Source organism: Streptomyces sp. NBC_00322 (assembly GCF_036147535.1).
In the GTDB taxonomy this organism is placed as follows: Bacteria; Actinomycetota; Actinomycetes; order Streptomycetales; family Streptomycetaceae; genus Streptomyces.
On sequence record NZ_CP108019.1, the window covers coordinates 5,189,783 to 5,215,498 of the forward strand.

At 70.1% G+C, this 25,716-nt stretch carries 23 protein-coding genes, 1 tRNA gene and 1 pseudogene; 14 read left to right on the plus strand and 11 right to left on the minus strand.

Features of this window, described 5'->3' with window-relative positions; all coding sequences use genetic code 11:
* The first annotated feature begins 2 nt into the window (after positions 1-2).
* From OG905_RS23785 to OG905_RS23800, 4 genes are all read left to right on the plus strand, one after another.
* Positions 3-614: a GNAT family N-acetyltransferase gene (locus tag OG905_RS23785; protein ID WP_328676892.1), complete on the plus strand. Its 612-nt coding sequence runs from the start codon at positions 3-5 to the stop codon at positions 612-614.
* A gap of 136 nt (positions 615-750) precedes the next feature.
* Positions 751-1,845, plus strand: coding sequence for a divisome protein SepX/GlpR (sepX, locus tag OG905_RS23790; protein ID WP_328676894.1), 1,095 nt, complete (start codon positions 751-753; stop codon positions 1,843-1,845).
* An 80-nt stretch (positions 1,846-1,925) separates the two neighbouring features.
* Positions 1,926-1,999, plus strand: a tRNA-Ala gene (locus tag OG905_RS23795).
* A gap of 131 nt (positions 2,000-2,130) precedes the next feature.
* The gene (locus OG905_RS23800) at positions 2,131-4,419 is read left to right on the plus strand and encodes an MMPL family transporter (RefSeq protein WP_443043975.1); all 2,289 of its coding nucleotides are present in this window, start codon (positions 2,131-2,133) and stop codon (positions 4,417-4,419) included.
* A gap of 23 nt (positions 4,420-4,442) precedes the next feature.
* Here OG905_RS23800 and OG905_RS23805 read toward each other — a convergent pair whose 3' ends face one another.
* Entirely contained in the window at positions 4,443-5,411 is a 969-nt protein-coding gene (locus tag OG905_RS23805) for a trypsin-like serine peptidase (protein ID WP_328676897.1), read from the minus strand.
* Between the two features lie 116 nt (positions 5,412-5,527).
* The gene (locus OG905_RS23810; RefSeq protein ID WP_328676898.1) at positions 5,528-6,016 is read right to left on the minus strand and encodes a GNAT family N-acetyltransferase; all 489 of its coding nucleotides are present in this window, start codon (positions 6,014-6,016) and stop codon (positions 5,528-5,530) included.
* 65 nt (positions 6,017-6,081) lie between these two features.
* Between OG905_RS23810 and OG905_RS23815 the strand changes: the two genes are divergently transcribed.
* Positions 6,082-6,873: an exodeoxyribonuclease III gene (locus OG905_RS23815; protein ID WP_328676899.1), complete on the plus strand. Its 792-nt coding sequence runs from the start codon at positions 6,082-6,084 to the stop codon at positions 6,871-6,873.
* A 74-nt stretch (positions 6,874-6,947) separates the two neighbouring features.
* Here OG905_RS23815 and OG905_RS23820 read toward each other — a convergent pair whose 3' ends face one another.
* The 4 genes from OG905_RS23820 to OG905_RS23835 all read right to left on the minus strand — a co-directional run bounded on the left by OG905_RS23820 (position 6,948) and on the right by OG905_RS23835 (position 10,652).
* A complete protein-coding gene (locus OG905_RS23820) occupies positions 6,948-7,142 on the minus strand; it encodes a hypothetical protein (RefSeq protein WP_328676900.1) in 195 nt (64 codons plus the stop codon).
* Positions 7,143-7,378: 236 nt separating this feature from the next.
* The gene (locus tag OG905_RS23825; RefSeq protein ID WP_328676901.1) at positions 7,379-8,260 is read right to left on the minus strand and encodes an SDR family oxidoreductase; all 882 of its coding nucleotides are present in this window, start codon (positions 8,258-8,260) and stop codon (positions 7,379-7,381) included.
* The gene (locus OG905_RS23830; RefSeq protein WP_328676902.1) at positions 8,257-9,141 is read right to left on the minus strand and encodes an alpha/beta fold hydrolase; all 885 of its coding nucleotides are present in this window, start codon (positions 9,139-9,141) and stop codon (positions 8,257-8,259) included. Before OG905_RS23830 ends, OG905_RS23825 begins: the two co-directional genes overlap by 4 nt.
* A complete protein-coding gene (locus tag OG905_RS23835; RefSeq protein ID WP_328676903.1) occupies positions 9,138-10,652 on the minus strand; it encodes a flavin-containing monooxygenase in 1,515 nt (504 codons plus the stop codon). Before OG905_RS23835 ends, OG905_RS23830 begins: the two co-directional genes overlap by 4 nt.
* Before the next feature lie 156 nt (positions 10,653-10,808).
* Between OG905_RS23835 and OG905_RS23840 the strand changes: the two genes are divergently transcribed.
* Positions 10,809-11,423: a MerR family transcriptional regulator gene (locus OG905_RS23840; protein ID WP_328682554.1), complete on the plus strand. Its 615-nt coding sequence runs from the start codon at positions 10,809-10,811 to the stop codon at positions 11,421-11,423.
* Between the two features lie 42 nt (positions 11,424-11,465).
* Here OG905_RS23840 and OG905_RS23845 read toward each other — a convergent pair whose 3' ends face one another.
* Positions 11,466-14,759 carry a S41 family peptidase gene (locus OG905_RS23845; RefSeq protein ID WP_328676904.1) on the minus strand — a complete coding sequence of 1,098 codons (3,294 nt, stop codon included), beginning with the start codon at positions 14,757-14,759 and terminating at the stop codon, positions 11,466-11,468.
* A gap of 190 nt (positions 14,760-14,949) precedes the next feature.
* Here OG905_RS23845 and OG905_RS23850 point away from each other — a divergent pair, with 190 nt between their 5' ends.
* Together OG905_RS23850 and OG905_RS23855 are read left to right on the plus strand one after the other, a co-directional pair.
* Positions 14,950-15,525: a TetR/AcrR family transcriptional regulator gene (locus OG905_RS23850; RefSeq protein ID WP_328676905.1), complete on the plus strand. Its 576-nt coding sequence runs from the start codon at positions 14,950-14,952 to the stop codon at positions 15,523-15,525.
* Between the two features lie 106 nt (positions 15,526-15,631).
* Complete coding sequence (locus tag OG905_RS23855) at positions 15,632-17,797, plus strand: MMPL family transporter (RefSeq protein WP_328676906.1); 2,166 nt, start codon at positions 15,632-15,634, stop codon at positions 17,795-17,797.
* Positions 17,798-18,077: 280 nt separating this feature from the next.
* Here the strand turns inward: OG905_RS23855 and OG905_RS23860 are convergent, their stop codons facing one another.
* On the minus strand, positions 18,078-18,425 hold the full coding sequence (locus OG905_RS23860) for an SsgA family sporulation/cell division regulator (RefSeq protein ID WP_266475655.1): 348 nt from the start codon (positions 18,423-18,425) through the stop codon (positions 18,078-18,080).
* 156 nt (positions 18,426-18,581) lie between these two features.
* Here OG905_RS23860 and OG905_RS23865 point away from each other — a divergent pair, with 156 nt between their 5' ends.
* From OG905_RS23865 to OG905_RS23885, 5 genes are all read left to right on the plus strand, one after another.
* Complete coding sequence (locus OG905_RS23865; RefSeq protein ID WP_328676909.1) at positions 18,582-19,664, plus strand: energy-coupling factor ABC transporter permease; 1,083 nt, start codon at positions 18,582-18,584, stop codon at positions 19,662-19,664.
* Position 19,665: 1 nt separating this feature from the next.
* A complete protein-coding gene (gene cbiQ / locus OG905_RS23870) occupies positions 19,666-20,427 on the plus strand; it encodes a cobalt ECF transporter T component CbiQ (protein WP_328676911.1) in 762 nt (253 codons plus the stop codon).
* Positions 20,424-21,170 carry an energy-coupling factor ABC transporter ATP-binding protein gene (locus tag OG905_RS23875; RefSeq protein WP_328676914.1) on the plus strand — a complete coding sequence of 249 codons (747 nt, stop codon included), beginning with the start codon at positions 20,424-20,426 and terminating at the stop codon, positions 21,168-21,170. Before cbiQ ends, OG905_RS23875 begins: the two co-directional genes overlap by 4 nt.
* A 115-nt stretch (positions 21,171-21,285) precedes the next feature.
* Positions 21,286-22,452 carry a serine hydrolase domain-containing protein gene (locus tag OG905_RS23880; protein WP_328682556.1) on the plus strand — a complete coding sequence of 389 codons (1,167 nt, stop codon included), beginning with the start codon at positions 21,286-21,288 and terminating at the stop codon, positions 22,450-22,452.
* On the plus strand, positions 22,449-23,228 hold the full coding sequence (locus OG905_RS23885) for an SDR family NAD(P)-dependent oxidoreductase (protein WP_328676916.1): 780 nt from the start codon (positions 22,449-22,451) through the stop codon (positions 23,226-23,228). Before OG905_RS23880 ends, OG905_RS23885 begins: the two co-directional genes overlap by 4 nt.
* Before the next feature lie 81 nt (positions 23,229-23,309).
* Here OG905_RS23885 and OG905_RS23890 read toward each other — a convergent pair whose 3' ends face one another.
* The 3 genes and pseudogenes from OG905_RS23890 to OG905_RS23900 all read right to left on the minus strand — a co-directional run.
* Positions 23,310-23,744 carry a VOC family protein gene (locus OG905_RS23890; protein WP_328676917.1) on the minus strand — a complete coding sequence of 145 codons (435 nt, stop codon included), beginning with the start codon at positions 23,742-23,744 and terminating at the stop codon, positions 23,310-23,312.
* A gap of 47 nt (positions 23,745-23,791) precedes the next feature.
* A complete protein-coding gene (locus OG905_RS23895) occupies positions 23,792-24,568 on the minus strand; it encodes a DUF817 domain-containing protein (RefSeq protein WP_328676918.1) in 777 nt (258 codons plus the stop codon).
* A 43-nt stretch (positions 24,569-24,611) separates the two neighbouring features.
* Positions 24,612-24,740: pseudogene (locus tag OG905_RS23900) on the minus strand (EamA family transporter); the annotation flags it as partial.
* 465 nt (positions 24,741-25,205) lie between these two features.
* On the opposite strand from OG905_RS23900, the gene OG905_RS23905 reads away from it, so the two are divergent.
* Positions 25,206-25,628, plus strand: a complete 423-nt coding sequence (locus OG905_RS23905; RefSeq protein ID WP_328676919.1) for a hypothetical protein — start codon at positions 25,206-25,208, stop codon at positions 25,626-25,628.
* The last annotated feature ends 88 nt before the right edge of the window (positions 25,629-25,716 follow it).

Below are 25,716 nucleotides of genomic sequence, written 5' to 3' on the forward strand. Positions count from 1 at the left end.
CCGTGATCCTGGCGGACGGCGATGTGGTCCTCCGTCCCATAAAGCTGCGTGACCAGCGGAGCTGGCGCGAGGTCAACCGGCGCAACCGCGACTGGCTCAGGCCCTGGGAGGCGACGATTCCGCCGCCCGCCCCCGGCGCCCCGCACGGCCGGCGCCCCACCTACCGGCAGATGGTCCGTCATCTGCGCACCGAGGCCAACGCGGGGCGGATGCTGCCCTTCGTCATCGAGTACCAGGGGCGTCTGGTGGGCCAGTTGACGGTCGCCGGGATCACCTGGGGCTCGATGTGCTCGGGCCATGTCGGCTACTGGGTGGACCGGGACGTGGCCGGCCGCGGGGTGATGCCGACCGCTGTCGCGCTCGCCGTCGACCACTGTTTCCGTTCGGTGGGACTGCACCGCATGGAAGTCTGCATTCGGCCCGAGAACGGCCCCAGCCGGCGGGTGGTGGAGAAACTCGGATTCCGCGAAGAGGGGCTGCGCCCGCGTTATCTCCACATCGACGGTGCGTGGCGGGACCATCTGGTGTTCGCGCTGACGGCCGACGAGGTGCCCGAAGGACTGCTCCGCCGCTGGCACCAGGCACGGCCCGGAAGGCCACGGGAAATAAAATAAACGTTCGAAATTGATCGCTGCCGACCATGATGTGATCTGAACAATCGCAAAAAAAGTCCGTGATATCAGCCAGATCGTGCGACACACCGGGCCAATTGGCGGATGCCCTTGCGTAAACCCCTCTACGGTGTGATGCGTGAGCAGCAGCGGCCTCATCTACGCAGTCATCGTCGGGGCCTGGGCCGCCTACTTGGTGCCGATGTGGCTCCGCAGGCAGGACGAGCTCAATGAAGCCCGTCCGACGGAACGCTTCTCCACCGCCATCCGGCTGCTGTCCGGACGCGGTGCGATGGAGCGCCGATACGCCAAGGAGCTGCGGGAGCGCGACGCGGAGCAGGCCGTTCCCGACGTGGACCCGGACGCGCCCACGGACCGTTTGAGTTCCGTGGACGTCCGGGCCTTCGCCGCGCCCCCGGCCCGTACCGAAGCCCGGATGGACGTCCCGGCGTCCCGCAAGGCGCCCGAGCAGGCGGCCAAGGTCCCGGCCCCCGCCCCGCGGCGTCCGCGCCCGAACGGTTCCGCGGCCGAGCGCGCCCGCCGCACCAGGGTCCTGGCCCGCCGCAGACGGACGACCGTCGTCCTCTTCCTCGCCTTCACGCTCGGCACGATCGTCGCGGCGGTCGGCGGGCTCGGCTTCCTGTGGGCCCCGGCAGCCCCGGCCGTCCTCCTGAGCGCATACATCGTGCATCTGCGCAACCAGGAGCGGCGCCGCTTCGTGTTCACCATGGACCGGCGCCGGGCAGAAGCCGCGGCGCAGCGGCTGCGCGAGAACCGTCCGCGCCGGCACCAGGCCGCGGCGGCCTCCGCCGCCGAGCCGGACGAGGAGCCCGAGGCCGGCCCCGAGCCCGCGTCCGCCGCCGCGCTCTCCCCGCAGGAGGCGGGCCGGCGTGCGCTCGTCGAGCAGACGGACCACGCGGAGTGGGTCGACCAGCAGCGCGAGCGCGGTCCGGCCCGCGGCGACAGCTGGGAGCCGGTCCCGGTCCCCCTGCCGACGTATGTCACCGCTCCGGTGGCCCCGCGGGCCACGAGCGGCGTCGACGTCAGCGATCCGGAGACCTGGAGCGCGGCCCGCTCCTCGACGGCCGAGCCCACCCCGGCGGCGCCCGCGGAGGCGGCCGAGCCGTCGCCCGGTCGGCGTACACCGCAGCCCCGGCGTGCGCGAGAGCGCGGCCGCACCCCGCTGTTCGACCAGTACGCGGACGAGGACCGGCCCCGCGCCGCCAACGAGTGAGCCTGTGACCGGCGCTTTTCCAGCGCGGGAACGGATTTCCAAGCACCCCGACGGGGATGCTAGAGTTTCACTCGTTGCAAGGGCCTGTGGCGCAGTCTGGTAGCGCACCTCGTTCGCATCGAGGGGGTCTGGGGTTCAAATCCCCACAGGTCCACAACAACTGACGAAGTCCCGTCCGGTCATCACGACCGGGTGGGACTTCGTCGTTTGCGCATGCCGTTCCGACCGGCCGGGCTTTTAATGCTGAATGTCCGAGTCCAGTTCCTGTCGGGAGGACGCATGTCGATGGTCGAGCCACCCCCGCAGGCCTCCCGTGCGTCCGAACCCGTGCCCCGCAAAGGGCTGCTGCGCAGGCTCGGTGAATGGTGCGCCCGCCACTGCGTGATCGTCATCGTTCTCTGGCTGGTCGCCGTTGCCGGTCTTCAGGTGCTGCATCGCACATATGGCGGCGAGTACTCCGACAACTTCTCGCTGTCCGACGTGCAGTCGACCGAGGGTCTTGACGTACTGAAGGAGCACCAGCCTTCCGCGGGCGGCTACAGCAGCCAGATCGTGCTGAACGACACCGCCAAGCCGCTCACCGACCTCAGCTCGCAGGTGTCCACGGTGGTCGCGAATCTGCAGAAGCTGCCGGATGTGATCTCGGTGCAGAATCCGCTGCCTCCCCCCGGATCCACTCCACCGGCGCAGCCGTCCGGACAGAACGTCGGTCCGCTCTCCTCGGACGGCATGACCGCGTACATCACCATCAGTTTCGACAAGCAGCCCTCCCTCTTGGGGGACTCGTATCTCGACGGAGTGGACACGGCCGTCCAGCCGCTGCGGTCCGCCGGAGTGGATGTGGAGTACGGCGGTTCGCTGGGTGAGCTGGCCCGTCCCGAGGCGGACGACCGGGTCAGCGAGCTGATCGGTTTCGCGGTGGCGATCGTGGTGCTGCTGATCGGCTTCGGCAGTGTGATCGCGGCCGGATTGCCGCTGCTGACCGCGCTGATCAGCGTGATCTGCGGGCTCGCCGTCCTCGGGCTGATCGCCGCCGCCTTCACCTTCGCCACGGTCTCGCCGACACTGGCCACCATGATCGGCCTCGGCGTGGGCATCGACTACGCGCTGTTCCTGATCACGCGGCACCGGCAGAACCTCATCGACCGCGCCGACCCGGTGAGCGGGGCGGGCCGGGCGGTGGCCACCAGCGGCCGGGCGGTGCTCGTCTCCGGCTGCACGGTCATCATCGCCCTGTGCGGCCTCTGGGTCTCCGGGATCAGTTTCATCGGCAAACTCGGAGTGGCCGCCGCCGTCACCGTGGTCACGGCGGTCATTGGCGCGCTCACGCTGGTGCCCGCGATGCTGGGGCTGGTCGGCAGGCACATCGACAAGTACCACGTGCGAAAGCCGATCGCGGAGACGGACGCGGCGCCCGGCGCCGAGGCGCACGGAACCTGGCACCGGTACGCGATGCGTGTGGAGCGCCGCCCGTGGTGGTTCCTGACCGGCGGGGTGGTGGTCCTGGCCGTGCTTGCCATTCCACTCTTCTCCATCCAGCTCGGCCATATCGGGGACGGTGCGGACCCGAAGTCCTTCACGGACCGGCGTGCCTTCGATCTGATGTCCAGCGCGTTCGGGCCCGGATCCAATGGCCCGTTGACCCTTGTCATCGACCAGACCTCGGTGCCGTCGGCCGACCGGGCGGCGCTCTCCTCGCAGGCCCAGAAGGCGCTCACCAATGTGCCCGGGGCCGCCGTGATCACTCCCCTGAAGCCGACCCAGGACGGCGATGTCCTGGTCGCGACCGCGTACTCGAAGCAGGCGCCGCAGGACGAGGACACCACGCAGCTGGTGAACCGGCTGGTGGACACCACCCTGCCGGACGCCGTATCGGGCACCGCCGCGAAGGGCTATGTCACGGGCACGACGGCCGCGCAGGTCGACTTCCTCGACATCGTCTCCGAGCGGCTGCCCCTGATCATCCTGGTCGTGGTCGGCCTCGCCTTCATCATCATCCTGATCGTCTTCCGCGGCGTGCTGGTCGCGGTCAAGGCGGCCGTGCTCAACGTCCTTTCCATCGCGGCCTCGTACGGAGTCGTGGTCGCCGTCTTCCAGTGGGGCTGGGGAGGCCCGTCGCTGGGAGTGTCGGGGGACGTGCCGATCGAGAGCTATGTGCCGATGATGATGTTCGCGATCGTCTTCGGCCTGAGCATGGACTACGAGATCTTCCTGCTCTCCCGCGTCCGTGAGGCGTGGCTGCGCACGGGCGACTCCAAGGCCAGCGTCGCGCACGCGCTGGAGATCACCGCGCGGGTCATCACCTGCGCCGCGCTGATCATGGTCAGCGTCTTCGCCGCCTTCCTCATCAGCGACAACATCGTGGTGAAGATGCTGGGACTGGGCCTCGCGGTGAGTGTGCTGATCGACGCGACCGTGGTGCGGCTGCTCCTGGTCCCGGCGGTGATGACGCTGCTCGGGCCGGCGGCGTGGTGGATGCCGCGGTGGCTGGACCGGATCCTGCCGCATGTGGACGCGGAGGGCGAACACGAGGAGGAGGCGGCCGGGGCGGGCGTCGGGACCGGCGGGAGCTGAGCGCCCCCGCCGGCCGTCCGGGCTCAGGACACCTGCGCCTTGTCGTACACCGACTTGGCGTCATTGCCGAAGTAGGGGCCGAACATCCGGTTCGGCAGGAAGACGTAGCCGAAGCTGTTCACCGAAGCCTGCAGACCGGTGCCGGTGGTCTCGCTGAACGAGGTGAACCAGGGGCCGCCGCTGGAGCCGCCCGTCATGTTGCAGCCCAGGCTGTGGTCCTGCGAGAAGAGGAAGTCCTTGGAGGAGTTCCCGCTGCAGTAGATGAGCTTGGTGCCGTCGTACGGAGAGGCCGCGGGGAAACCGAAAGCGTACATCGGCTTGTTGTAGCCGCCGTTGAAGCTCAGGCCCTGCCCGCCGACCGTCGCGGCGAGGGTCTTGCCGCCCAGCGGGGCGACGACCGCGGCGCCGACGTCGTAGTTGATGTCCTCACTCGCCACCCACTGGGCGGTCGAGAGGGTCTTGGTGGCGGCCCACTGGCCGTACGGGGCCTGGCCGTTGTTGTAGCCGGGCACGAAGACCCAGTTGGTGTGCCAGCTGCCCTGGTACTTCACGCAGTGGCCCGCGGTGATCACGGTGCTGCCGTTCTGGCTGGTGACCGAGTCGCCGGAGCAGGAGGCCGTACGTCCCTGGAAGGTGAAGAACACCCGGCCGGATGTTTTGACCACCGCGCCGCTGCCCGTCCAGGGGCCGCCCGCCTGCGGAAAGGCCATCGGTCCTACGGCAGTTGAGGATGCGGCGGTCGGGACGATGACGGTCTCCTTGCCGCCCGGCTTCGGTGCCTTGACGGAGCCGGGGACAACCCGGAGCACATCGAGCGGGGTGGCGCTGCGCATCCGTTCGGCGGTCCAGAAGCCCTTCGTCTGCTGCTGCTTGAAGACCGTCGGGGTGGGGGAAGGGGCGGGGGCGGCGCTTGCGGCGGTGGCCGACAGTGCGCCGCCGAGCAGGGTGCCGACGGCCAACAGGATTCCTGCGGCGGTGCGATGGCGTCTCACGCATGTCTCCTTCTGCCGTGCCCGCGCGTGGTGTCGAGCGGGCAGGGTGGGGGATGAGGCGGTGCGGATCGGCTTGCACGTGCGTGAGGCAGAGTGCCACGGGAATCTTGGTTATGTCAGGGGCGCGACAAGAGCTTGGCGAAGCAGCGGCTGTCCTCGAACTCGCGGTAGTGGCCGAATTTCTGCACACAGAGCTCATAGCCGCTGGACAGATAGAGGGCGATCGCTTCGGGCTGCTTCATGCCGGTCTCCAGAGCCATCCGGGTCCGGCCGGCGGCGCGGGCGTCGTCCTCCAGGGCCGCGAGGATGCGCCGGGCGAGACCCTGGCCGCGCGCCTCGCGAATCACGTACATGCGCTTGAGCTCGGCGTCTCCGTCGCTGTAGCCCTCGTCGTTCTCCTCGTGCGAACGCCAGCCGCCGGAGGCGACGGGGTGACCGTCGTCGTCGTACACGAGGAGGTAGAGACCGTTCGGCGGCTCGAACATCGACGCGTCGAGCGGCGTGACATCGCCGTCGTCGCTGTAGCGCTCGGCGTATTCGAGCTGCACCTGGTCATTGAGCTTGACGGCATCGGGGTGGTCGAAAGGCATGGGTCTCACATCCATGCCCACGAGCGTACGTGTAGGCCACACCGGGATGCCGTGGTGGTGCCCCTGGATAGGGTGCCGGGATGCTCACCGTGACTAGCGTGAATGTGAACGGGCTGCGCGCCGCCGCCAAGAAGGGCTTCGTTGCGTGGCTGGCCGGCACCGCCGCCGACGTCATCTGCCTCCAGGAGGTACGGGCCGAGGCGCACCAGCTCCCGGACGAGGTCCGCGATCCCGAAGGCTGGCACACGGTGCACGCCCCCGCCCTGGCGAAGGGCCGCGCGGGCGTCTCCCTCTACACGCGGCGCGAACCCGACAGGGTGCGGATCGGCTTCGGGTCGAGCGAGTTCGACGCGAGCGGGCGGTACGTCGAGGCGGACCTGCCCGGTGTCACGGTCGCGAGCCTGTATCTGCCGTCGGGCGACGTGGGCACGGACAAGCAGGACGAGAAGATGCGGTTCATGGGCGAGTTCCTGCCATACCTGCGCGAGCTCAAGGCGAAGTCCGCGGCGGACGGGCGCGAGGTGGTGGTGTGCGGCGACTGGAACATCGCGCACCGCGAGGCGGACCTCAAGAACTGGAAGGGCAACAGGAAGAACTCCGGCTTCCTGCCGGAGGAGCGGGAGTGGCTCGGCCAGGTCTTCGAGGAGTACGTGGATGTGGTGCGGGCGCTGCACCCGGAGGCGGAGGGGCCGTACTCGTGGTGGTCGTACCGCGGGCGGGCTTTCGACAATGACAGCGGATGGCGCATCGACTACCAGGTCGCGACCCCGGGTCTGGCGCGGCGCGCGGTGAAGGCGTGGGTGGAGCGGGCCGCGACGCACGGGGAGCGGTGGAGCGACCATGCGCCGGTGACGGCGGTCTACGACCTGTAACTGAGGGCCCCACGCGCGAAAGGCGCACCCGGCGTCCCGGGTGCGCCTCGTTCACGCCCTCGCACAGCGCAGCGTCAGGCGTCGTAGTCCAGATTGAACCTGTCCTGCGCTTCCTGCATGGCTTCGTCGTCGGACTTGTTCTGCTCCCGGCCCGGCTTCCGCGCCTTCGAAGCCCGCTCCGGCGCCTCGTCCCGCGCGCCGCCGGCGGCCTGCTGCGCCCGCTCCTTGAGCTGCTGAGCCTTGACCTCGAACTGGTCCCTGATGCCCATGTCGTTCACTCCTAGCGGGGTGTGGGGATAGGGGGTGTCTTTCGGATCTTGCCGGGCTCGCGTGCCCTGGCACGCACATCTGCCGCGTTGTCGTCAGTCGCCGACGCTCCGCGTGGGCTCCTTCCTCCGCCTTGCATCTGCACGCACCAGACCCCGCTCCCTGATCCGGCCTGATCCAAAAGACGCCCCCTGGGCCTCGACCAGACTGGCATGCGCCGACATGCCGCGCATTTTGATCAATTACGCTCCGTGCGCGCCGCCTCGTCCGCCGCGCCGCCCGCCCCCACAAGCCCCTTCGGGACCCCCTCAAGTCGCGGCGCGAAGCGCCGCATCTCCCGCTGTCCCACGATCCCGATGAGCGACGGCAGATACCCCCGCACCGACTGCATCCCGCGCAGCCACCACTGTCCGTACACATGCGAGGACCGCCGTTCGATCCCGGCCACCAGGCGGTCCACCGCCGGGCCGAGGGGATACGTCTTGTTCGACGGCCAGGGCAGCCGCTGCCGCAGCTCCCGCATCACGTCGTCCTGGTCCGCGCCCCGCACCAGATCCGTGTCCGTCCAGGACAGATAGCCGACACCGACCCCCACGCCCCGGTAGCCGACCTCCGCCCGCAGGCTGTGCGCGAAGGCCTCGACGCCCGACTTGGACGCGCAGTACGCCGTCATCATCGGCGCCGGGGTGATCGCAGCCAGCGACGCGATCTGCAGGAAGTACCCCCGGCTCTCCACCAGGACCGGCAGGAACGCCCGCCCGGTCACCGCGCTGCCGATCAGGTTGACCTCGAACACCCGGCGCCACGACACCGGATCCGAGTCCATGAACGGACCGCCCGATGCCACGCCCGCGTTCGCCACGACGATGTCGACCTTGCCGAAGCGCTCCTTGACCTCCTGCGCGACCCGCGTCATCGCCTCGTGGTCGGTGACGTCCGCGTACCAGTGATCGCTCTCGGTGTGCAGCCGCTCCGAGACCTGCTTCAGCTCGTCCGGCTCCAGGCCCACGAGCGCCACCTTCGCGCCGCGCGCCGACAGTTTGCGGGCCAGCAGCTCGCCCACGCCCCGCGCCGCGCCGGTGACGACCGCGACCTGTCCCTCCAGGCTGGTCCTGCTCATGCGGCCTCCTCCTTCGCGTTCAGATACGTGTCCACCAGTTCGCGGATCTTCGCGGTGACGGCCTCGGGGGCCTCCACCGGCGTCATATGGCCCATCCCGGCGAGCTCCACCAACTCCAGGCACCGGGGCAGGGCATCGGCGATTCGCCGGGCGTGCACCAGGGGGGTGAGCCGGTCGGCCGTGCCCGCCACCACGACCGTGGGCACGCTCAACTCCCGTACACCCGCGTCGAGATCGAGTTCCGCGAGCACACCTGCCCAGGCCACCCGGGACGCCCTCGGGCAGGCGTGCACGATGCGGGCGCACTCCGCGACCCGTTCCCGCGCCGAACCGGGGCCCATCGTCGCGTACTTGAGGATCCGCTTGGAGAGGGGCGTCACCGGCCCGAGCGGCGCCCGTGACCCCAGCACCGCACGGGTGATCCGGCTCCGCAGCCGTCCGGCGCGCATCGGCAGCACCAGCGACTCGTCGATCAGCCGCGAACTGCCCGTGCTGCACAGCAGTACCGCGGCCGCGTGCTCGGCGAAGGCGGCCCGCCCGGAGGCGGCCATCAGTGTCATCCCGCCCATGGAGTGCCCGGCGAGCACGGCCTTCTCGCCCGGAGCCAGTACCGCCCCGAGCACCGCCTCCAGGTCGTCGGCGAGTAGGTCGGTACCGACGCCGGCGGCCGCGGTGCGCCCGTGACCGCGCTGGTCGTAGACGACGACACGGTGATCGGTGGCCAACTCCCGTATCTGGGCGGCCCAGAACTCCGTCGAGCAGGTCCAGCCGTGCGCCAGCACCACGGCGGGCGCATCTTCGGGGCCGTGCACCTCGACATGGACCGGCGATCCGTCTGCGGAGACGGCGGTCAGGGTCCGGCTCATGACGGTCCCGCTCATGACGCGACGTCCACGGATTCGGCAGCCGCAGCGGACTTTGCGAGCACCCGTACGACCTCGTACTCCGCCAGATCCACCCGCCGCGTCTCGCGCCGGAACTCGCCCGTCGTCCCCGGCCACAGCGTGGTGTTGCGTCCGTTCGCGTCCAGGTACCAGCTGTTGCAGCCGCCGGACTTCCACACCGTCCGCTCCATCCGCTCCTGCACCCGCCGGTTCCACGCGCCCACCGCGGACGGCCGGACCGTCAGCGCCGCGCGTCCGCCGAGCACCGTGAGCTGGCGCAGGTAGTCGGCCATGTAGTTCAGCTGCGATTCGATCATCAGGATCATCGAGGAGTTCCCGAGGCCCGTGTTGGCGCCGATGATCGTCATCCAGTTGGGGAAACCGGCGGCGGTGGCGCCGCGCAGCGACTGCATGCCGTCCTTCCAGGACTCCGCCAGCGTGATCCCGTCGGCGCCGACCACGCGCTCGGCGATCGGCAGGTCGGTCACATGGAATCCGGTACCGAAGATGATCGCGTCGACCTCTGTCTCCGTACCGTCGGCCGCGACGACCGTCGATCCGCGTACCTCGCTCAGCCCCGAGGCGACGATGTCCACATTGGGCTGCGCGAGCGCCGGGTAGTAGTCGCTCGACAGCAGGATCCGCTTGCAGCCGATGCGGTACGAGGGCGTCAACCGGACCCGCAGCGCGGGGTCCTTGATGGACTTGGCGATATTGGCCTTGGCGAGCGACTCGATGAGGCCGAGCTCGTTCGGCCGCTTGGTGAAGGCGCTGACCTGCAGCTCCCTGATTCCCCACAGCAGCCCGCGGCGCGCGGTCCCGGTGAAGGGCAGCTGCCGGTGCAGCCAGCGCTCGACCCCGGTGATCTTTCGGTCCATCCGCGGCAGCACCCACGGCGGCGTCCGCTGGAACAGCGTCAGCTTCGCGGCCTGCGGCTGGATCGCGGGCACGATCTGGATCGCGGACGCCCCGGTCCCGATCATCGCGACGCGCTTGCCGCGCAGGTCGTAGTCGTGGTCCCAGCGGGAGGAGTGGAAGACCTTGCCGGGGAAGTCGGCCAGACCCGGAATCTCGGGAGTCTTCGGATCGGAGAGCGGCCCGGTCGCCGAGACGACCACGTCGGCGGTCATCGTCCCCCTGGAGGTCTCGATCTCCCAGCGCAGCTCGTCGCCGTCCCAGCGCATCATCAGCACCTCATGGTCGAGGCGGATGTGGGAGCGCAGCCGGAAGGTGTCGGCGACATGCTCCAGGTACGCGCGGATGTGTTCCTGCCCGGAGAAGGTGCGCGGCCAGTCGGGGTTGGGCGCGAAGGAGAAGGAATAGAGGTGCGAGGGCACGTCGCAGGCGCACCCGGGATAGCTGTTGTCCCGCCAGGTCCCGCCGACCGAGCTCGCCCGTTCCAGGACGACGAAGTCGGTGATCCCTTCGCGGCGCAGCCGGACCGCGGCCCCCAGGCCACCGAATCCGGATCCGATCACCGCCACCCGTACGTGCTCGCGCTGGCCCATGCCGCCGCCTTCCGCTGAAGGTCACCACCATGCCAGCAATCACTGGCACAGTTGGGAGGGTAAGGCAGCGGCATATCTCGCGGTAGGGGTAGGACGCGACAAGTTACCGGCGGTACAACATAGGCTTCCCCTGTGGCTGACGTACGCGAGTACCGCATGGAGGAGCTGGCCAAGGAGGCCGGCATCACGGTGCGCACGTTGCGCTTCTACCGCGAACGCGGGCTGATACAGCCGCCCCGCCGCGAGGGCCGCATCGCCTGGTACGACGAGCACCACCTCGCCAGGCTCCGTACGATCGCGGCCCTGCTGGAGCGCGGCCACACGCTGAACGGCATCGCGGACCTGGCCACGGCGTTCGAGAGCGGCCGGGACGTCGGCGAGGTGCTCGGCCTCGGCGAGCCGACCGAGGAGACCCCGGTGCGGCTCAGCCCGGAGGAACTGGCCGACTACTTCGAGGGCGAGGTCACGCCCGAGAATCTGGCCGCCGCGCTGGACCTCGGCTATCTGGCGACCGACGGCGACGAGATCGTCCACATCAGCCGCCGTCTGCTGGACGTCTCGGCCGCGCTGGTGCGCGAGGGAGTTCCGCTCTCGGTGGTCCTGGACGCGGCCCGCCGGGTCCGCTCCCATGCGGACGCGCTGGCGGACCTGTTCGCCGAGGTGCTGAGCGCCCACACGCCGGAGGGCGAGGTGGAGAGACTGCGCCCGCTGGCGAAGAGCGTGGTCGAGGCGGAACTGTCGATGGCGCTGGACCGGCGACTGCGTAGGTGAGCCGGGTGCCCCCTCAAGCCCGCGCCCCCAAGTCCGCGCCCCTCAAGCCCTCCGCGGCGGCAGCTTCGGCCTGCGCAGGTCCGGGGCGTCGGAGTAGTCCGGGGGCATCGCCGCCGGGTGGGTCTTCAGCAGGTCCAGGGCCAGTTGGATCGCGTCGTCCAGCTGGACGTGGCGGCCCTCCGCCCAGTCCAGAGGGGTGCGCAGGGCGTCCAGGTCCGGGTCGACGCCGTGGTTCTCGATTCCCCAGCCGTACGCGTCGAACCAGGCCGCGTTCATCGGGACCGTGATCACCGTCCCGTCGCCGAGGCGGTGGCGGCCGGTCATGCCCACCACCCCGCCCCAGGTCCGGCTGCCCACCACCGGGCCCAGGCCCAGCAGTTTGAACGCCGCCGTGATCATGTCGCCGTCCGACGACGTCGCCTCGTCCGCCAGCGCGACCACCGGACCGCGTGGCGCGTTCGAGGCGTACGAGACGGGCTGGGCGTTCCGTGTCAGGTCCCAGCCGATGATCTTCCGGGTCAGGCTCTCCACCACCAGCTCGCTGATGTGGCCGCCCGCGTTGCCCCGTACGTCGACGATCAGCGCCGGGCGTGACATCTCCCTGCGCAGATCGCGGTTGAACTGCGCCCAGCCCGAGCCGCCCATGTCCGGGATGTGGAGGTAGCCGCATTTTCCGCCGCTCAACTCCAGGACCACCTCGCGGCGTTTGGCCACCCAGTCCTGGTAGCGCAGCGGCCGCTCGTCCACCAGCGGGACGATCGCCACCCGCCGCGCGGGACCGTCGCCCTCGGGGGGCCGGAAGGTCAGCTCGACCGTTGTGCCGCCCGCCGCCGAGAGCATCGGGTAGGGGCCCTTCACCGGATCGACCGGGCGGCCGTCGACATGGGTGAGGACCGCGCCTTCGCGGATGCCCGTACCGGCCAGGGGTGAGCGGGCCTTGGAGTCCGAGGAGTCGCCGGGGAGGATCCGTTTGACCACCCAACTGCCGTCCCGGCAGACCAGGTTCGCGCCCAGCAGCCCCATCGCCCGCTGGTAGTGCGGCGGCCCTTCGTTGCGCCGCGCGGCCGTCACGTACGCGTGCGAGGTGCCCAGCTCGCCCATCACCTCGCGCAGCAGGTCCGCGAACTCGTCCGGTGACGCGACCCGTTCGACCAGCGGGCGGTACTGGTCGAGCACCGCGTCCCAGTCGATGCCGCACATCCCCGGCTCCCAGAAGAACGCGCGGACGATGCGGCCCGCCTCCGCGTACGCCTGGCGCCACTGGGACGCCGGATCCACCTCGTGCATGATCCGGCGCAGGTCCAGATAGACCGTCGAGTCGCTGTCGCCGGACTCGGTCGCCGGTACCGCGCGCAGCTCCCCGTCGTCCATGACCACCAGCCGGCTGCCGTCGCCGCTGACCGCGAACCAGTCGAGATGGCCGACCAGTTCGGTCTTGCGGGCCTTGGTGATGTCGAAGTGCTCCAGCGTGGGGCGGTGTGAGGGGTCCGCCGGGTTGGCGAAGGTCTCGCCGAGCGCCCCGGAGATCGGCCAGCGCAGCCAGACGAGGCCGCCCCCGCTGACGGGGTGCAGAGCCGAGTACTTGGAGGCAGCCACCGGGAAGGGTGTCACCCGGCTCTCAAGACCCTCCACCTCGACCGTCACCGTCCCTTCCGCGGCCCCTTCCCCCGGCTCGTCCAGCGGATCGAGCCCGCCCGCCGCGGGCCGCCCGTCCGGCAGCAGCGCGAACGGCGAGGGAGTCGCCGACGACAGCGGTACGAGATAGGGGCGGCAGCCCAGCGGGAAGGACAGGTCGCCGGTGTGCACGTCGTACACCGGGTCGAAGCCCCGCCAGGAGAGGAAGGCGAGATAGCGGCCGTCCCGCGTGAAGACCGGATTCTCGTCCTCGAAGCGGCCGTTGGTGACATCGACGATCGTGCGGTCCTTGATCCGGGCCATCTTGATCTGCCGCAGCGAGCGGCCGATGCCCGGCTGGGACCAGGTCAGCCAGTGCCCGTCGGGCGAGAAGGCGAGATCGCGGACCGGCCCGTTGGTGGAGCGGATCAGTTCGGTCACTTCCCCTCCCCCAGAGCCTTCGGCCTGGGAGGTGCCCCCAGCCTCCTCGGCCGCGTCGATCAGCAGGAGGCGCCCGTCGTGCGAGGCGATCGCGAGCCGCTCCCCGTCCGGGTCCGACACCAGCTCCTGGACGCGGCCCAGTTCCCCTGCGGCCAGCCGCCGCGGCTCCCGGTCGCCGCTCGCCCTCGGCAGGTACGCGATCTCGACGGCGTCCTCGCCCTCCGCGTCCGTGACATACGCGACCTGGCCGCCGGTGCCGAGCATCTCCGGCATCCGGACCCGTACGCCCGCGGTGTCCGCGATCGCCCGCGCGGGCCCGTCGCGGTGCGTGAGCCAGTACAGACTGCCGCGCACCGTGACCGCGCTCGCCCGTCCCGTCGTGTCCACCGAGATCGAGTCCACGTGGCTGGCGGCCGGGACCTGATAGGTCCGCCGTCCGGCCCGCGGTCCGCCGAGCCGTACCTCCAGCTTGCGCGGCCGGGCGTCCGGCACGGTCAGATCGTCGACGATCCACAGGTCGCCCGCGCACTGGTAGACCACCCTGCGACCGTCGCTCGAGGCGTGCCTGGCATAGAAGGCGTCATGGTCGCTGTGCCGTTGGAGATCGGTCCCGTCGGGCAGACAGGAGTAGAGATTGCCCACGCCCTCGTGGTCGGAGAGGAACGCGATACGTCCCGCGACGAACATCGGGCAGTCCAGATGCCCCTGCATGTCGGCGAGCAGTCGCTCCCCGTGCAGCCAGAGCCGTCCGGTGGCCCCGCCCCGGTAGCGCTTCCACGCGGCCGGTTCGTGCGGCGGTTTGCCGGTGAGCAGCAGCGTGCGGTGTTCTCCGTCGATGTCGGCGACCTGGATGTCGGAGGCCGGGCCCCAGGGCAGCCGCTTGCCGGGGGAGCCGTCGGTGGCCACCTTGTAGCCCCAGGAGAAGTACGAGAAGGGCTGGCCGTGGGAGGAGACGGCGAGGATGTTGCCGTCCGGGTCCCAGCCGCAGACCCGGGTGTCGGTCGAGCCCCAGTAGCTCAGCCGCCGCGCGGGCCCGCCGGAGACCGGCGCCAGATGGATCTCCGGATCGAGGCTGCGCCAGGTCGTGTACGCGATCTGGCTGCCGTCGGGGGAGAAGCGTGGATGGCCGACCCGCGTGCGGTCGACGGTGAGGCGCCAGCCGCGTCCGGGCCGGTGCCCGGCCGGTACCAGGGGGGCGATCCAGAGATCGTCCTCGGCGGCGAAGCACAGCAAGTCGTCGTGCAGATGCGGGAAACGGAGATACGCGACGTCGTCACTCACCCCCCAATGCTTTCCGCGCCATGGGGGTGGGGCAACTTGTGGGGCGGGGTGAATTCGCGAGGTGACCCAGGACACAAGCGAAACGGTTTCGTTTCGCGGACGGTCTGGGTTACGGTCGTGGTGTACGAAACCGTTTCGTTCGGATGAGGCGGTTCGGATGTGACAGCTCGGACGTGAAAGGAGGTCGACCATGACACCGCGCAGCCGGCTCACGCCCGAGCGCGAGGCAGAGCTGTACGAAGCCGTGCTCGACCTGCTGCGGGAGGTCGGCTACGACGCCCTGACGATGGACGCCGTCGCCGCCCGTACCCGGTCCAGCAAAGCCACGCTCTACCGCCAGTGGCGGAGCAAGCCGGAACTGGTCGTCACGTCGCTGCGGCACAACAAGCCGGTGAGCGTCGCCGACATCGACACCGGCACTCTGCGCGGCGACTTCCACGCCATGGTGGAGCGCACCGACGACTGTCAGATGGAGAAGGACTCCGCGCTGATGCGGGGTCTGGCCCAGGCCATTCATGGCAATCCCGATCTCCACCGCGCTCTGCGCGAGCTGCTGATCGAGCCCGAGATCACCGGACTCGACACGCTGCTGCGGCGGGCCGTGGAAAGGGGCGAGGTCAGCGTGGACAACCGCGCGCTCGGCTTCGTCCCGCACATGCTGGTCGGCGCCTTCGTCGCCCGGCAGCTCATCGAGGACCGGACTCCCGACCCGGCCTTCATCAAGCAATACATCGACGCCGTGGTCCTCCCCGCCCTCGGCGTCTGACGCACAGACCTCCCCGCACCACCCAGCAGCACCCTGACGCGCGCCGCTCTCGTCGTCGGGCCGGCTCCCCATGCCCTGTTCACCTCACACACGGGAGTACGCCCTCGTGGCCACGTTCCTCTACAAACTCGGGCGGTCCGCCTTCCGGCGCCGCCGCCTCGTCGCACTGCTGTGGGTGGCGCTGCTGGCGCTCGCCGGGGTCGGCGCGGCCTCCGCGTCCACCGCCGCCTCGTCGTCCTTCTCGATGCCGGGAACGGAGGCACAGAAGGCCTTCGACCTGCTGGAGGAGCGCTTCCCGGGAGCCACCCCCGACGGCGCGACCGCGCGGGTCGTCTTCAAGGCGCCCGACGGCCGCAAGATGACCGAACCGGCCAACAAGGCCGTGGTGAACAAGGCGGTCTCCGCGCTGAAGGCCGGTTCCGACCAAGTCTCCTCCGTCACCGACCCGTTCACCGCGAAGGCCGTCTCCAAGGACGGCGGCACGGCGTACATATCGGTCACGTACAAGGTCAGCGGGATGGAGCTGAGCGACAAGACGCGCGAGGCGCTGAAGGAGACCGGCACTCAGGCGCGTGAGAGCGGGCTGACCGTGGAGATCGGCGGCGACGCGCTGCAGGCCGCCCCGGAGACCGGGTCGGGCGAGATCATCGGTGTCTCCATCGCCGCGGTCGTCCTCGTCATCACCTTCGGCTCGCTGGTCGCCGCCGGACTTCCGCTGCTCACCGCGATCATCGGCGTCGGCATCGGGATCTCCACGATCACCGCGCTGGCGAACGTCCTCGACCTGGGCTCCACCACCTCGACGCTCGCGACGATGATCGGCCTCGCGGTCGGCATCGATTACGCGCTCTTCATCGTCTCCCGCTACCGCGCGGAGCTCGCCGAGGGCCGCGAACGTGAGGACGCGGCGGGACGGGCCGTCGGCACCGCGGGTTCCGCGGTCGTCTTCGCGGGCCTGACCGTGGTCATCGCGCTGGTCGGCCTCGCCGTCGTCAACATCCCGATGCTCACCAAGATGGGCTTCGCGGCCGCCGGCACCGTCGTGATCGCGGTCCTGATCGCGCTCACCCTGATACCCGCGCTGCTCGGCTTCGCCGGCAAGCGGGTGCTCGGCCGCAAGGTCCGCAAGGGCAAGGAGACGAGCGACAAGCCGAACATGGGCACCCGCTGGTCCCGCTTCGTCCTGCGCCGCCCGGTCACCGTGCTGCTCGCCGGTGTGGTGGGCCTGGGCGCGATGGCCATACCGGCGTCCTCGCTGGAGCTGGGCCTGCCCGACGACGGCTCGCAGCCGGTCAGCACCACGCAGCGCAAGGCGTACGACCTGCTGTCCGACGGCTTCGGCCCCGGCGTCAACGGCCCGCTGCTGGTCGTCGTCGACGGCGACAAGAGCGCGGCCGACCGCACGGTCAAGGACATCAAGGGCCTCGACGGCGTCGTGGCCGTCACCCCGCCGACCCTCAACAAGTCCGGCGACACCGCGATGATCACGGTCGTACCGAAGGACAGGCCGTCCTCGCTCGAGACCGAGGACCTCGTCCACTCCATCCGGGCCGAGAGTGGCGACGACGTGCTGGTCACCGGCGCCACGGCGATGAACATCGACTTCTCGCAGAGGATGAACGACGCACTGCTGCCCTATCTGGCGCTCGTCGTCGGACTCGCCTTCCTGCTGCTGATGGTGGTCTTCCGCTCGGTCCTGGTCCCGCTGAAGGCGGCCCTCGGCTTCCTGCTCTCGGTCGTCGCGGCGCTCGGCGCGGTCGTCGCCGTCTTCCAGTGGGGCTGGCTCGGCTCGCTGTTCGGCGTGGAGCAGACCGGCCCGATCATGTCGATGATGCCGATCTTCATGGTGGGCGTCGTCTTCGGTCTCGCCATGGACTACGAGGTCTTCCTGGTCACGCGCATGCGGGAGGCGTACGTCCACGGCGAGCGGCCCGGCGAGGCGATCGTCACCGGCTTCAAGCACGGGGCGCGTGTGGTCACGGCGGCGGCCGTCATCATGATCGCGGTCTTCTCCGGCTTCATCGGCTCCAGCGACCAGATGATCAAGATGATCGGCTTCGGCCTCGCGATCGCGGTCTTCTTCGACGCCTTCGTGGTCCGGATGGCGATCGTGCCCGCCGTGCTCGCGCTGCTCGGCCACAAGGCGTGGTGGCTGCCGCGCTGGCTCGACCGGGCGCTGCCGAATGTGGACGTCGAGGGCGAGAAGCTGCACAAGGAACTCGCCGGCAGTCCCGAGGACCCGGACGAGGAGCGCAAGCTGGTACGCGTCTAGGGCGTGTTTTAGAAGTAGCGCCGTCCGCCCGCAGGGCGGGCCCCGCGGCGTCTGGTGCGTGCAATCGCAAGGCGGAGGATCGCCCTCGTACTGGACGTACTTGGGCGACTCCGACAACACCGCGAGTGTGCGTGCCAGGCGTCGCGGGGCAGGCGGGACTTCTAAAACACGCCCTAGCTGCAGGGCTCCGGGGGCAGCGCTTCGAGCGGCGCGCGCGTCCCCGGCGGCGCGACGGCACCGTGGGGACGGGGTCCGTCGCGGCACTCGGTGGCCGTACTCATCACCCTTGGGTGGCGGGTGCGGCCATCGCGTATGTGTGCCGCAGGAAGCGGATGAGCACCTTCGAATCGAACTGCACCACCGCTACGCCATCCGGGGTATGGAACTCCACCACCGTCTGGACACGGCCGCACGGCCAGACTTCGATGTCGCCCTTGCGCGTGGGGGCCCGAAGCCCCGTTTCCAGCAGCTCGCGCGGGAAGCTCCAGGCGCGGCCGCTGGGGAACGCGAAGCACACTGCCTGCGGGTCCTCGTCGGGGTCGTAGCCCAGCACGACGTCGACGGAGCGATTCTGCGGAGCGTCAGTGACGATCCGGGCCAATGCGTGATCTTCGACGACTGCGGACATCGGCCGGCTCCTCACGCTCGTCCTCTTTGTCATCTAATGTCCCATATTTCTGGCCTGAAACTCGACCTCCATTTGTGACAGACCCGCTCTTGCAAGTCGTTTGCAACAAGGCTCTATCATTGAACAGTTATTCATCTGTCCGAAGCGGAGCCCGACATGCATGTCCCCGACGGATTCATCAACGCCCCGGTCTCGGTGGGGGCCGGAGTCGTTGCCGCCGGTGCGGTCGCCGTCAGCCTGCGCGGCGCCCGCCGTGAGCTGGACGAACGCACCGCGCCGCTGGCCGGTCTGGTCGCCGCGTTCATCTTTGCCGTGCAGATGCTGAACTTCCCCGTCGCCGCCGGCACCAGCGGACATCTGCTGGGCGGGGCACTCGCAGCGATCCTCGTCGGTCCCTGTACCGGCGTGCTCTGCATCTCCGTCGTGCTCCTGATGCAGGGCATCCTCTTCGCGGACGGCGGTCTCACCGCGCTCGGCGTGAACATCACGGTCATGGGTGTGGTCACCGTCGTCGTCGCGTACGCCCTCTTCCGCGGCCTGCTCAAGGTGCTGCCCCGCGGGCGCCGCGCGATCGCCGTCGCGTCCTTCGTCTCCGCACTGCTCTCCGTACCGGCCGCGGCCGCCGTCTTCACCGCCATCTACGCCGTCGGGGGGACCACCGACGTCCCCGTCGGCAAGGTGCTGACCGCGATGGTCGGCGTCCATACCCTGATCGGCATCGGCGAGGCCGTGATCACCATGCTGACCGTCGGCGCGGTCGTCGCCGTCCGGCCCGATCTCGTCCACGGGGCCCGGGGCCTGGCCGCCCCCCTCAAGCTGCGCGTCGGCGGCGAACTGGTCGACGCCCCGGCCGCCGCCCGGCCCGTACCCGTCGCCGCCCTCCCCCACAGCCTTCGGCGTGGGAGGTACCCCCACCCCCGCGCGGTGTGGGCCACCGGCCTGGTCGGCGCCCTCGTCCTCGCGGGCTTCGTCTCCTTCTACGCCTCCGCCAGCCCCGACGGCCTGGAGAAGGTCGCCGCCGACAAGGGCATCGACAGAAACGTCGAGGAGCACGCGGCCAAGGACTCCCCGCTCGCCGACTACGGCGTCAAGGACATCGCCGACGCCCGGCTCTCCGGCGGCCTGGCAGGCGTGATCGGCGTCGGCGTCACCGTCGTCGCGGGCACCGGTATCTTCTGGTCGCTGCGCCGCCGCCGTACGCCGGACGCCGAGCCCACCCGCGTACCGGAAGCCGTCTGACATGGGCGCGGGCCACACCCACAAGCTCTACCGGCACGGCCACTCACCGGTCCACGCGCTGCCCCCGCACTGCAAGCTCGCCGCCGTCTTCGGCTTCGTCCTGGTCGTGGTCTCCACGCCGCGCGAGGCGGTCTGGGCCTTCGCCCTGTACGCGGTGCTGCTCGCAGCGGTCGCGGCCCTGGCCCGTATCCCCGCCGGCTTTCTGCTGCGGCGCCTGCTGATCGAGATCCCGTTCGTGGCCTTCGCGGTCCTCATGCCCTTCGTCGTCCCGGGCGAGCAGGTGCAGGTGCTCGGCCTGTCGGTGAGCGTGCCCGGACTCTGGGGCGCCTGGAACGTCCTGGCCAAGGGCACGCTCGGGGTCGCCGCCTCCGTGATCCTCGCCTCGACGACCGAGCTGCGCTCCCTGCTGCTCGGTCTGCAACGGCTCAAACTGCCGCCGATGCTCGTCCAGATCGCGTCCTTCATGATCCGTTACGGGGATGTCATCACCGACGAGATGCGCCGCATGTCGATCGCCCGCAGGTCGCGCGGCTTCGAGGCGCGGGGCATCCGTCACTGGGGCGTCCTCGGCAAGTCCGCGGGTGCCCTGTTCATCCGCTCCTACGAGCGCGGCGAGCGCGTGCATCTGGCGATGGTGAGCCGGGGTTACACCGGCACGATGCCGGTCATCGACGAGGTGACCGCGAGCCGCGCGCAGTGGACCTACGCCGCCGCACTCCCGTTGACCGCCCTCGGGGTCTGTCTGCTTGGCTGGACCCTATGACCACCGCATCTCTTGAGGTCAGCGGCCTCGCCTACGCCTACCCCGACGGCCACCAGGCCCTGTTCGGGGTGGACCTGACCGTGGACCGCGGCGAGCGGGTCGCCCTGCTCGGGCCCAACGGCGCGGGCAAGACCACGCTCGTCCTGCACCTCAACGGCATCCTGACCGGCGGCGTCGGCTCGGTGACGGTCGCGGGCCTGCCGGTCGCCAGGGCGAACCTCGCGGAGATCCGCCGCCGGGTCGGCATCGTCTTCCAGGACCCGGACGACCAGCTGTTCATGCCGACGGTCCGCGAGGACGTGGCCTTCGGCCCCGCTGCGGCGGGCATGCGCGGACCGGAGCTGGAGGCACGGGTCGTCTCGGCGCTGAACCGGGTCGGCATGGCGGAGTTCGCGGACCGGCCTCCGCACCATCTCTCCTTCGGGCAGCGGCGCCGGGTGGCGGTCGCCACGGTGCTCGCGATGGAGCCGGAGATCCTCGTACTGGACGAGCCCTCGTCCAACCTCGACCCGGCGTCCAGGCGCGAACTGGCCGACATCCTGCGGTCGTTGGACGTCACGGTGCTGATGGTCACGCACGACCTTCCGTACGCGCTGGAGCTGTGCCCGCGCGCGGTGATCCTCAGCGAGGGCGTGATCGCGGCGGACGGGCCCACGCAGGAGCTGCTGAGCGACGAGGAGCTGATGCGCGCGCACCGCCTGGAGCTGCCGTTCGGCTTCAACCCGCAGTCTGTGTCCCTCTGACGCCACTCCGGTACTGCTCGGCGCGGGGTCGATTCCGTTGAGCTGACCCGCCAGTCACCTCGTGGGGACCACGTTGCACCATGGGGGCATGAGCGGGAGCGGCAGAACAGGCGCGGTGGACGTCCGGGGCACGGTGACGGAAGGCTTCGAGCCGGTCAGGGACGCCTTCGTGCGCAACTTCGAGCAGCGCGGCGAGCGCGGCGCGGCCGTCGCCGTCTACCGGGGCGGGCGCAAGGTCGTCGACCTGTGGGCCGGGACCCGGGATGTGGACGGCCGCGAACCCTGGGCCCTGGACACCGTTCAGATCGTCCGTTCCGCGACCAAGGGCGTCGCCGCGGCCGTCGTCCTCCTGCTCCATCAGCGCGGGCAGATCGATCTGGACGCCCCGGTCGGCACGTACTGGCCCGAGTTCAAGGCGGCGGGCAAGGAGCGCGTCGTGGTACGCCAGTTGCTCTCGCACCGCGCCGGGCTGCCCGCCCTCGACCGTCCGCTCACCCCTGTCGAGGCAGCCGACGGTGTGAGCGGACCGGCCGCGCTCGCCGCGCAGCGCCCCGCCTGGGAGCCCGGCACCGACCACGGCTACCACGCCCAGACCTACAGCTGGCTGCTCGGCGAACTCGTCCGCCGCGTCACCGGCCGCACCATCGGCCGCTGGGTCGCCGAGGAGATCGCCCGCCCGCTCGGCCTGGACTTCTGGATCGGCCTGCCGCAGGACGAGGCACACCGGGTGGGCCGGATCGGCCCGGTCGACGAGCCGGCCGCGGCGGACGGCGGTGGGCTCAGACTGCGCGCCAAGCCCGCCGTCTCCGAGGCCTACCGCAACCCCGAATCCCTCACCCGGCGGGCCTTCGGGGCGATCGACCCGCTGCCCGAGGAGAACGACCCCGCCTACCGCGCCGCCGAACTCCCCGCCTCCAACGGCATATCCACCGCCCGCGCCCTCGCCCGCTTCTACGCCGCCACGATCGGCGAGGTCGAAGGCGGCGTTCCCCGGCTCTTCGCCCCGGCCACCCTCACCCTCGCCCGCACCGAGGAATCGGCGGGCCCCGACCGTGTCCTGATCGTCCCCACCCGCCTCGGCCTCGGCTTCATGCTCCACGGCCCCGCCTGCCCGCTGCTCGGCCCCGGCTCCTTCGGCCACCCCGGCCGCGGCGGCTCGCTCGGCTTCGCCGACCCCGAGTCGGGCGTCGCGCTCGGCTACGTAACCAACGGTCTGCGCAAGGGGGTTACGGCCGATCCGCGCGCCCAGGCGCTGATCAGGGCGGTACGTTCGGCGCTATGAGCAGCGTGACGAGACGTTTCGAGGGGTACGGGGTACTGATCACGGGCGCGGGACGCGGCATCGGCGAGGCGACCGCGCGACGGCTCGCCGCCGAAGGGGCCCGCGTCCTTGTCACCGACGTCGACGCGGAACGCGCCGCGAAGACCGCGGACGACATCGCGGGGGCCGAGTTCTGCGGCTGCGACGTGGGGGACCGTACGGCAGTCGAAGCGGCCGTCGCGTACGCCGTCGAGCGCTTCGGCACGCTGGACGTGCTCGTCAACAACGCGTTCTCCTGCGGGGTGGACGCCCCGCTCTTCGAGGACGAGCCGGACGACGTCTGGCAGCGGGACCTGGACATCACCCTGACCGGCGCCTTCCGGTGCGCCCGCGCGGCGCTGCCGCATCTGGCGGCATCCGGCCGCGGCGCGATCGTCAACATCGGCTCGGTCAACGCCGAGCAGGACTTCGGCAACCACGCCTACAGCGCCGCCAAGGCGGGCCTCGCCTCCCTGACCCGCACCCTGGCGGGCGACGCGGCACCCCGCGGCGTCCGGGTCAACCAGGTCAACCCCGGCACGATCCGTACGCCGTCATGGTCCGGTCGCGAGGCTCAGCTCGACGCGCTGAGCCGCGTCTACCCGCTGGGCCGGGTGGGCGAGCCGGACGACATCGCGGCGGCGGTGGCGTTTCTGGCTTCGCGGGACGCGGGCTGGATCACCGGGACGACGCTGCGGGTCGACGGGGGGCTGCTGGCGGTGAACACGGGGTTCGCCGGGGTCGTGGAGGGCGGGTGACCTAGGGCCTGTCGTTTGGATCAGGCCGGATCAGTGTGCGTGCCAGGGCACGCGAACCCGGCAAGATCCGAACGACAGGCCCTAGGCAGGGCCTGCGGCTACGCAGAACTCATTGCCCTCGGGATCGGCCATCACGATGTGATGCCCGTCGATCTCCTCCAGGACCATCCCGCCTGCCTTCACCAGCCGCTCGGACTCCGCCCGGATTCTGGCCCACCGCTCCTCGGGGCTGCCATGCCCCGGCACCCTGATGTCGATATGGAGCCGGTTCTTCGCGGACTTCGGCTCGGGGACCTTGAGCATGGAGAGCCGGGGGCCCACGCCGTCGGGATCGCAGAGCCACGCCCCGTCGTCCTCGGAGTCGTCCTCGGGCAGGTCGAACTGCGCGAGCCACTCCTCACGGGTCTTGAAGGGAGCGGGCGGGGGCTCGTCGACGTACCCCAGCGCTTGCTTCCAGAACTCTGCGAGCAGCTGGGCGTCCGTGCAGTCGAGCGTCAAATCGATTCTGGCTGCCATGGATCGACCGTACGCCCCGCCTCTGACAGCAGGCTCCGACAGTCCGCCTACGCCGGTTGAGGCGTCCGGCGGCGCTGCCCGGCCGCCAGGACGAACGTGACGGTGATCAGCAGCGCCCACGCCCCGAACTTCGCCACCGACACCGGCTGCCAGCCGCCGAGCTGGTCCGGATAGCTCCATGCGCCCGCGTACGTCGAGATGTTCTCCGCGACCCAGAGGAAGAACCCGATGAGCACGAACGACAGAGCGAGCGGCATGCGATAGCTGTGTGCCCCCACGCGGTAGCGCACCGATGTCCCGGCGGTGGCGCACAGCAGCAGCGCGGCCAGCGCCCAGCGGAGATCGGGGAGCCAGTGGTGGCTGAAGAAGTTCAGATAGACCGCACCGGCGAGGACGGCCATGATCCGGGGCCGGTAGCCGTCCAGGCGCAGGTCGAACAGGTGCCAGGCACGGCAGACGTAACTGCCCACGGCCGCGTACAGAAACCCGCCGTACAGCGGCACGCCCGCGACCTTCGTCAGGGCCTCCTCCGGGTAACTCCATGAGCCCATCCGTACCTTGACCAGCTCGAAGAGCAGCCCGATCAGATGGCATCCGGCGATGACCGCGGTGTCGCGGGCACTGTCCCACCCGACCTTCCTGGCCAGCACCGCGAGCAGGACCCCGTACACCAGCACCAGGTCGTAGCGGGCGATCGGCAGGTCGTCGGGCAGCAGGCCCGAGAGCCCTATGCCGCCGACGAGCGCGACCGCGAAGGCGCAGCTGCGGGCATGCAGCCAGCCGAAGCGGAGCAGCTGACCGGCCCAGTGCGAGTTCATCCCCATGCCGAAAAGGACGCCTCGAACGCCCCGCGCGGTTCGGTCACCGTCAGCTCGCCCGCAGCATCAGCCCGATGCCCACCACCATCAGCCCGGCCGCCGCGATCCTCGGCCCGCCGAAACGTTCCTTGAAGAACAGCGCTCCGATCGCCGCGCCCACGATGATCGAGGTCAAGCGTTGCTGAAGCAGTAATTACTCCGGCCGCCGGCATGGCTGTCGTGCATCGCGAGTGATCCCATGCGTGCGCCACGACCGCACAACGTGCTGAGGACCTTGACTGGCCAACTCGCACGATGGGCAACGATGTTGCTGGTGGTCCTTCGGTGCTGTTGTTGTCCGCCGGAAACGGTGCCGTAGAGGCGGACAACCGGAACACGGCGGAGACCTGCCCGCGTTCCGGTTGCTCCTCCGTCCGCACCGACGTGGATCGGTCGGAGCAGCGTCAGCCGTTCTTCACCTTGGCGCAGATGGCGTAGACGGTCAGGTCGACGGGGCTGATCGGGCAGCCCGGGCGGCTTCCCGTGGTTTCCCGCGCTTCCCGTGCCGGGCCCTCGGAACGGGCACGCGGTGGGCAGGTGCTGAGTGGCTGGCGGCCTGGAGCAAGCCGGTTGTGGGTACGCTCACGGCAGGGGAGGGGGCGTCGTGCGACAGACCATCAGGATCTGGTGGACGTGGGCGTTGTACGTACTCGTCATCCAGATGTTCGCGTTCCCCGCGGTTGAGGCTGTCCAGGATTCGCCGTCGTTCCTTCACCCGTGGCTGTATCCGCTCTTGGCTTGCGTGTGGCTGTTGCTGACGTGGCGCACCCTGGCCAGGCGTCTTTGCGTGACGCCTGAGGGCGTTCGCAGCCACTGCGTGTGGCGGTCTCAGTTTGTCTCCTGGGATGAGGTGGTGGAGTTCGAGACCCTGCCGACGGGAGGCATGTATGAATTCCCCGCTGCAATCCTGCTCACTCGTCGGCTGGTGATCTTCAAGGGCGTCTTCGGGCTGTGCAGCGACGTCGAGTCGCCGGTGGACAAGGTCGTGAAGCATTTGAACGAACGCTGCGACGAAGCGTGGCGATGAGGCATGCCGGTTGCCGGACTTCCGGCAGGCCACCGGCCGGAGCGGGGTGGAGAGGCTTTGGGCCGGAGCTGCCATGCGGGGAGAGACC

Bases quoted from the DNA above. Each gene is read 5' to 3' on its own strand.
- cbiQ (WP_328676911.1), top strand. From the start codon at position 19,666: ATGGGCGCGGGCCACACCCACAAGCTCTACCGGCACGGCCACTCACCG.
- OG905_RS23895 (WP_328676918.1), bottom strand. From the start codon at position 24,568: ATGGGGATGAACTCGCACTGGGCCGGTCAGCTGCTCCGCTTCGGCTGG.
- OG905_RS23815 (WP_328676899.1), top strand. From the start codon at position 6,082: ATGCTCACCGTGACTAGCGTGAATGTGAACGGGCTGCGCGCCGCCGCC.
- OG905_RS23875 (WP_328676914.1), top strand. From the start codon at position 20,424: ATGACCACCGCATCTCTTGAGGTCAGCGGCCTCGCCTACGCCTACCCC.
- OG905_RS23890 (WP_328676917.1), bottom strand. From the start codon at position 23,744: ATGGCAGCCAGAATCGATTTGACGCTCGACTGCACGGACGCCCAGCTG.
- OG905_RS23820 (WP_328676900.1), bottom strand. From the start codon at position 7,142: ATGGGCATCAGGGACCAGTTCGAGGTCAAGGCTCAGCAGCTCAAGGAG.
- OG905_RS23830 (WP_328676902.1), bottom strand. From the start codon at position 9,141: ATGAGCGGGACCGTCATGAGCCGGACCCTGACCGCCGTCTCCGCAGAC.
- OG905_RS23800 (WP_443043975.1), top strand. From the start codon at position 2,131: ATGGTCGAGCCACCCCCGCAGGCCTCCCGTGCGTCCGAACCCGTGCCC.
- OG905_RS23860 (WP_266475655.1), bottom strand. From the start codon at position 18,425: ATGTCCGCAGTCGTCGAAGATCACGCATTGGCCCGGATCGTCACTGAC.
- OG905_RS23865 (WP_328676909.1), top strand. From the start codon at position 18,582: ATGCATGTCCCCGACGGATTCATCAACGCCCCGGTCTCGGTGGGGGCC.
- OG905_RS23810 (WP_328676898.1), bottom strand. From the start codon at position 6,016: ATGGATGTGAGACCCATGCCTTTCGACCACCCCGATGCCGTCAAGCTC.
- OG905_RS23835 (WP_328676903.1), bottom strand. From the start codon at position 10,652: ATGGGCCAGCGCGAGCACGTACGGGTGGCGGTGATCGGATCCGGATTC.
- OG905_RS23885 (WP_328676916.1), top strand. From the start codon at position 22,449: ATGAGCAGCGTGACGAGACGTTTCGAGGGGTACGGGGTACTGATCACG.
- OG905_RS23840 (WP_328682554.1), top strand. From the start codon at position 10,809: ATGGAGGAGCTGGCCAAGGAGGCCGGCATCACGGTGCGCACGTTGCGC.
- OG905_RS23825 (WP_328676901.1), bottom strand. From the start codon at position 8,260: ATGAGCAGGACCAGCCTGGAGGGACAGGTCGCGGTCGTCACCGGCGCG.
- OG905_RS23850 (WP_328676905.1), top strand. From the start codon at position 14,950: ATGACACCGCGCAGCCGGCTCACGCCCGAGCGCGAGGCAGAGCTGTAC.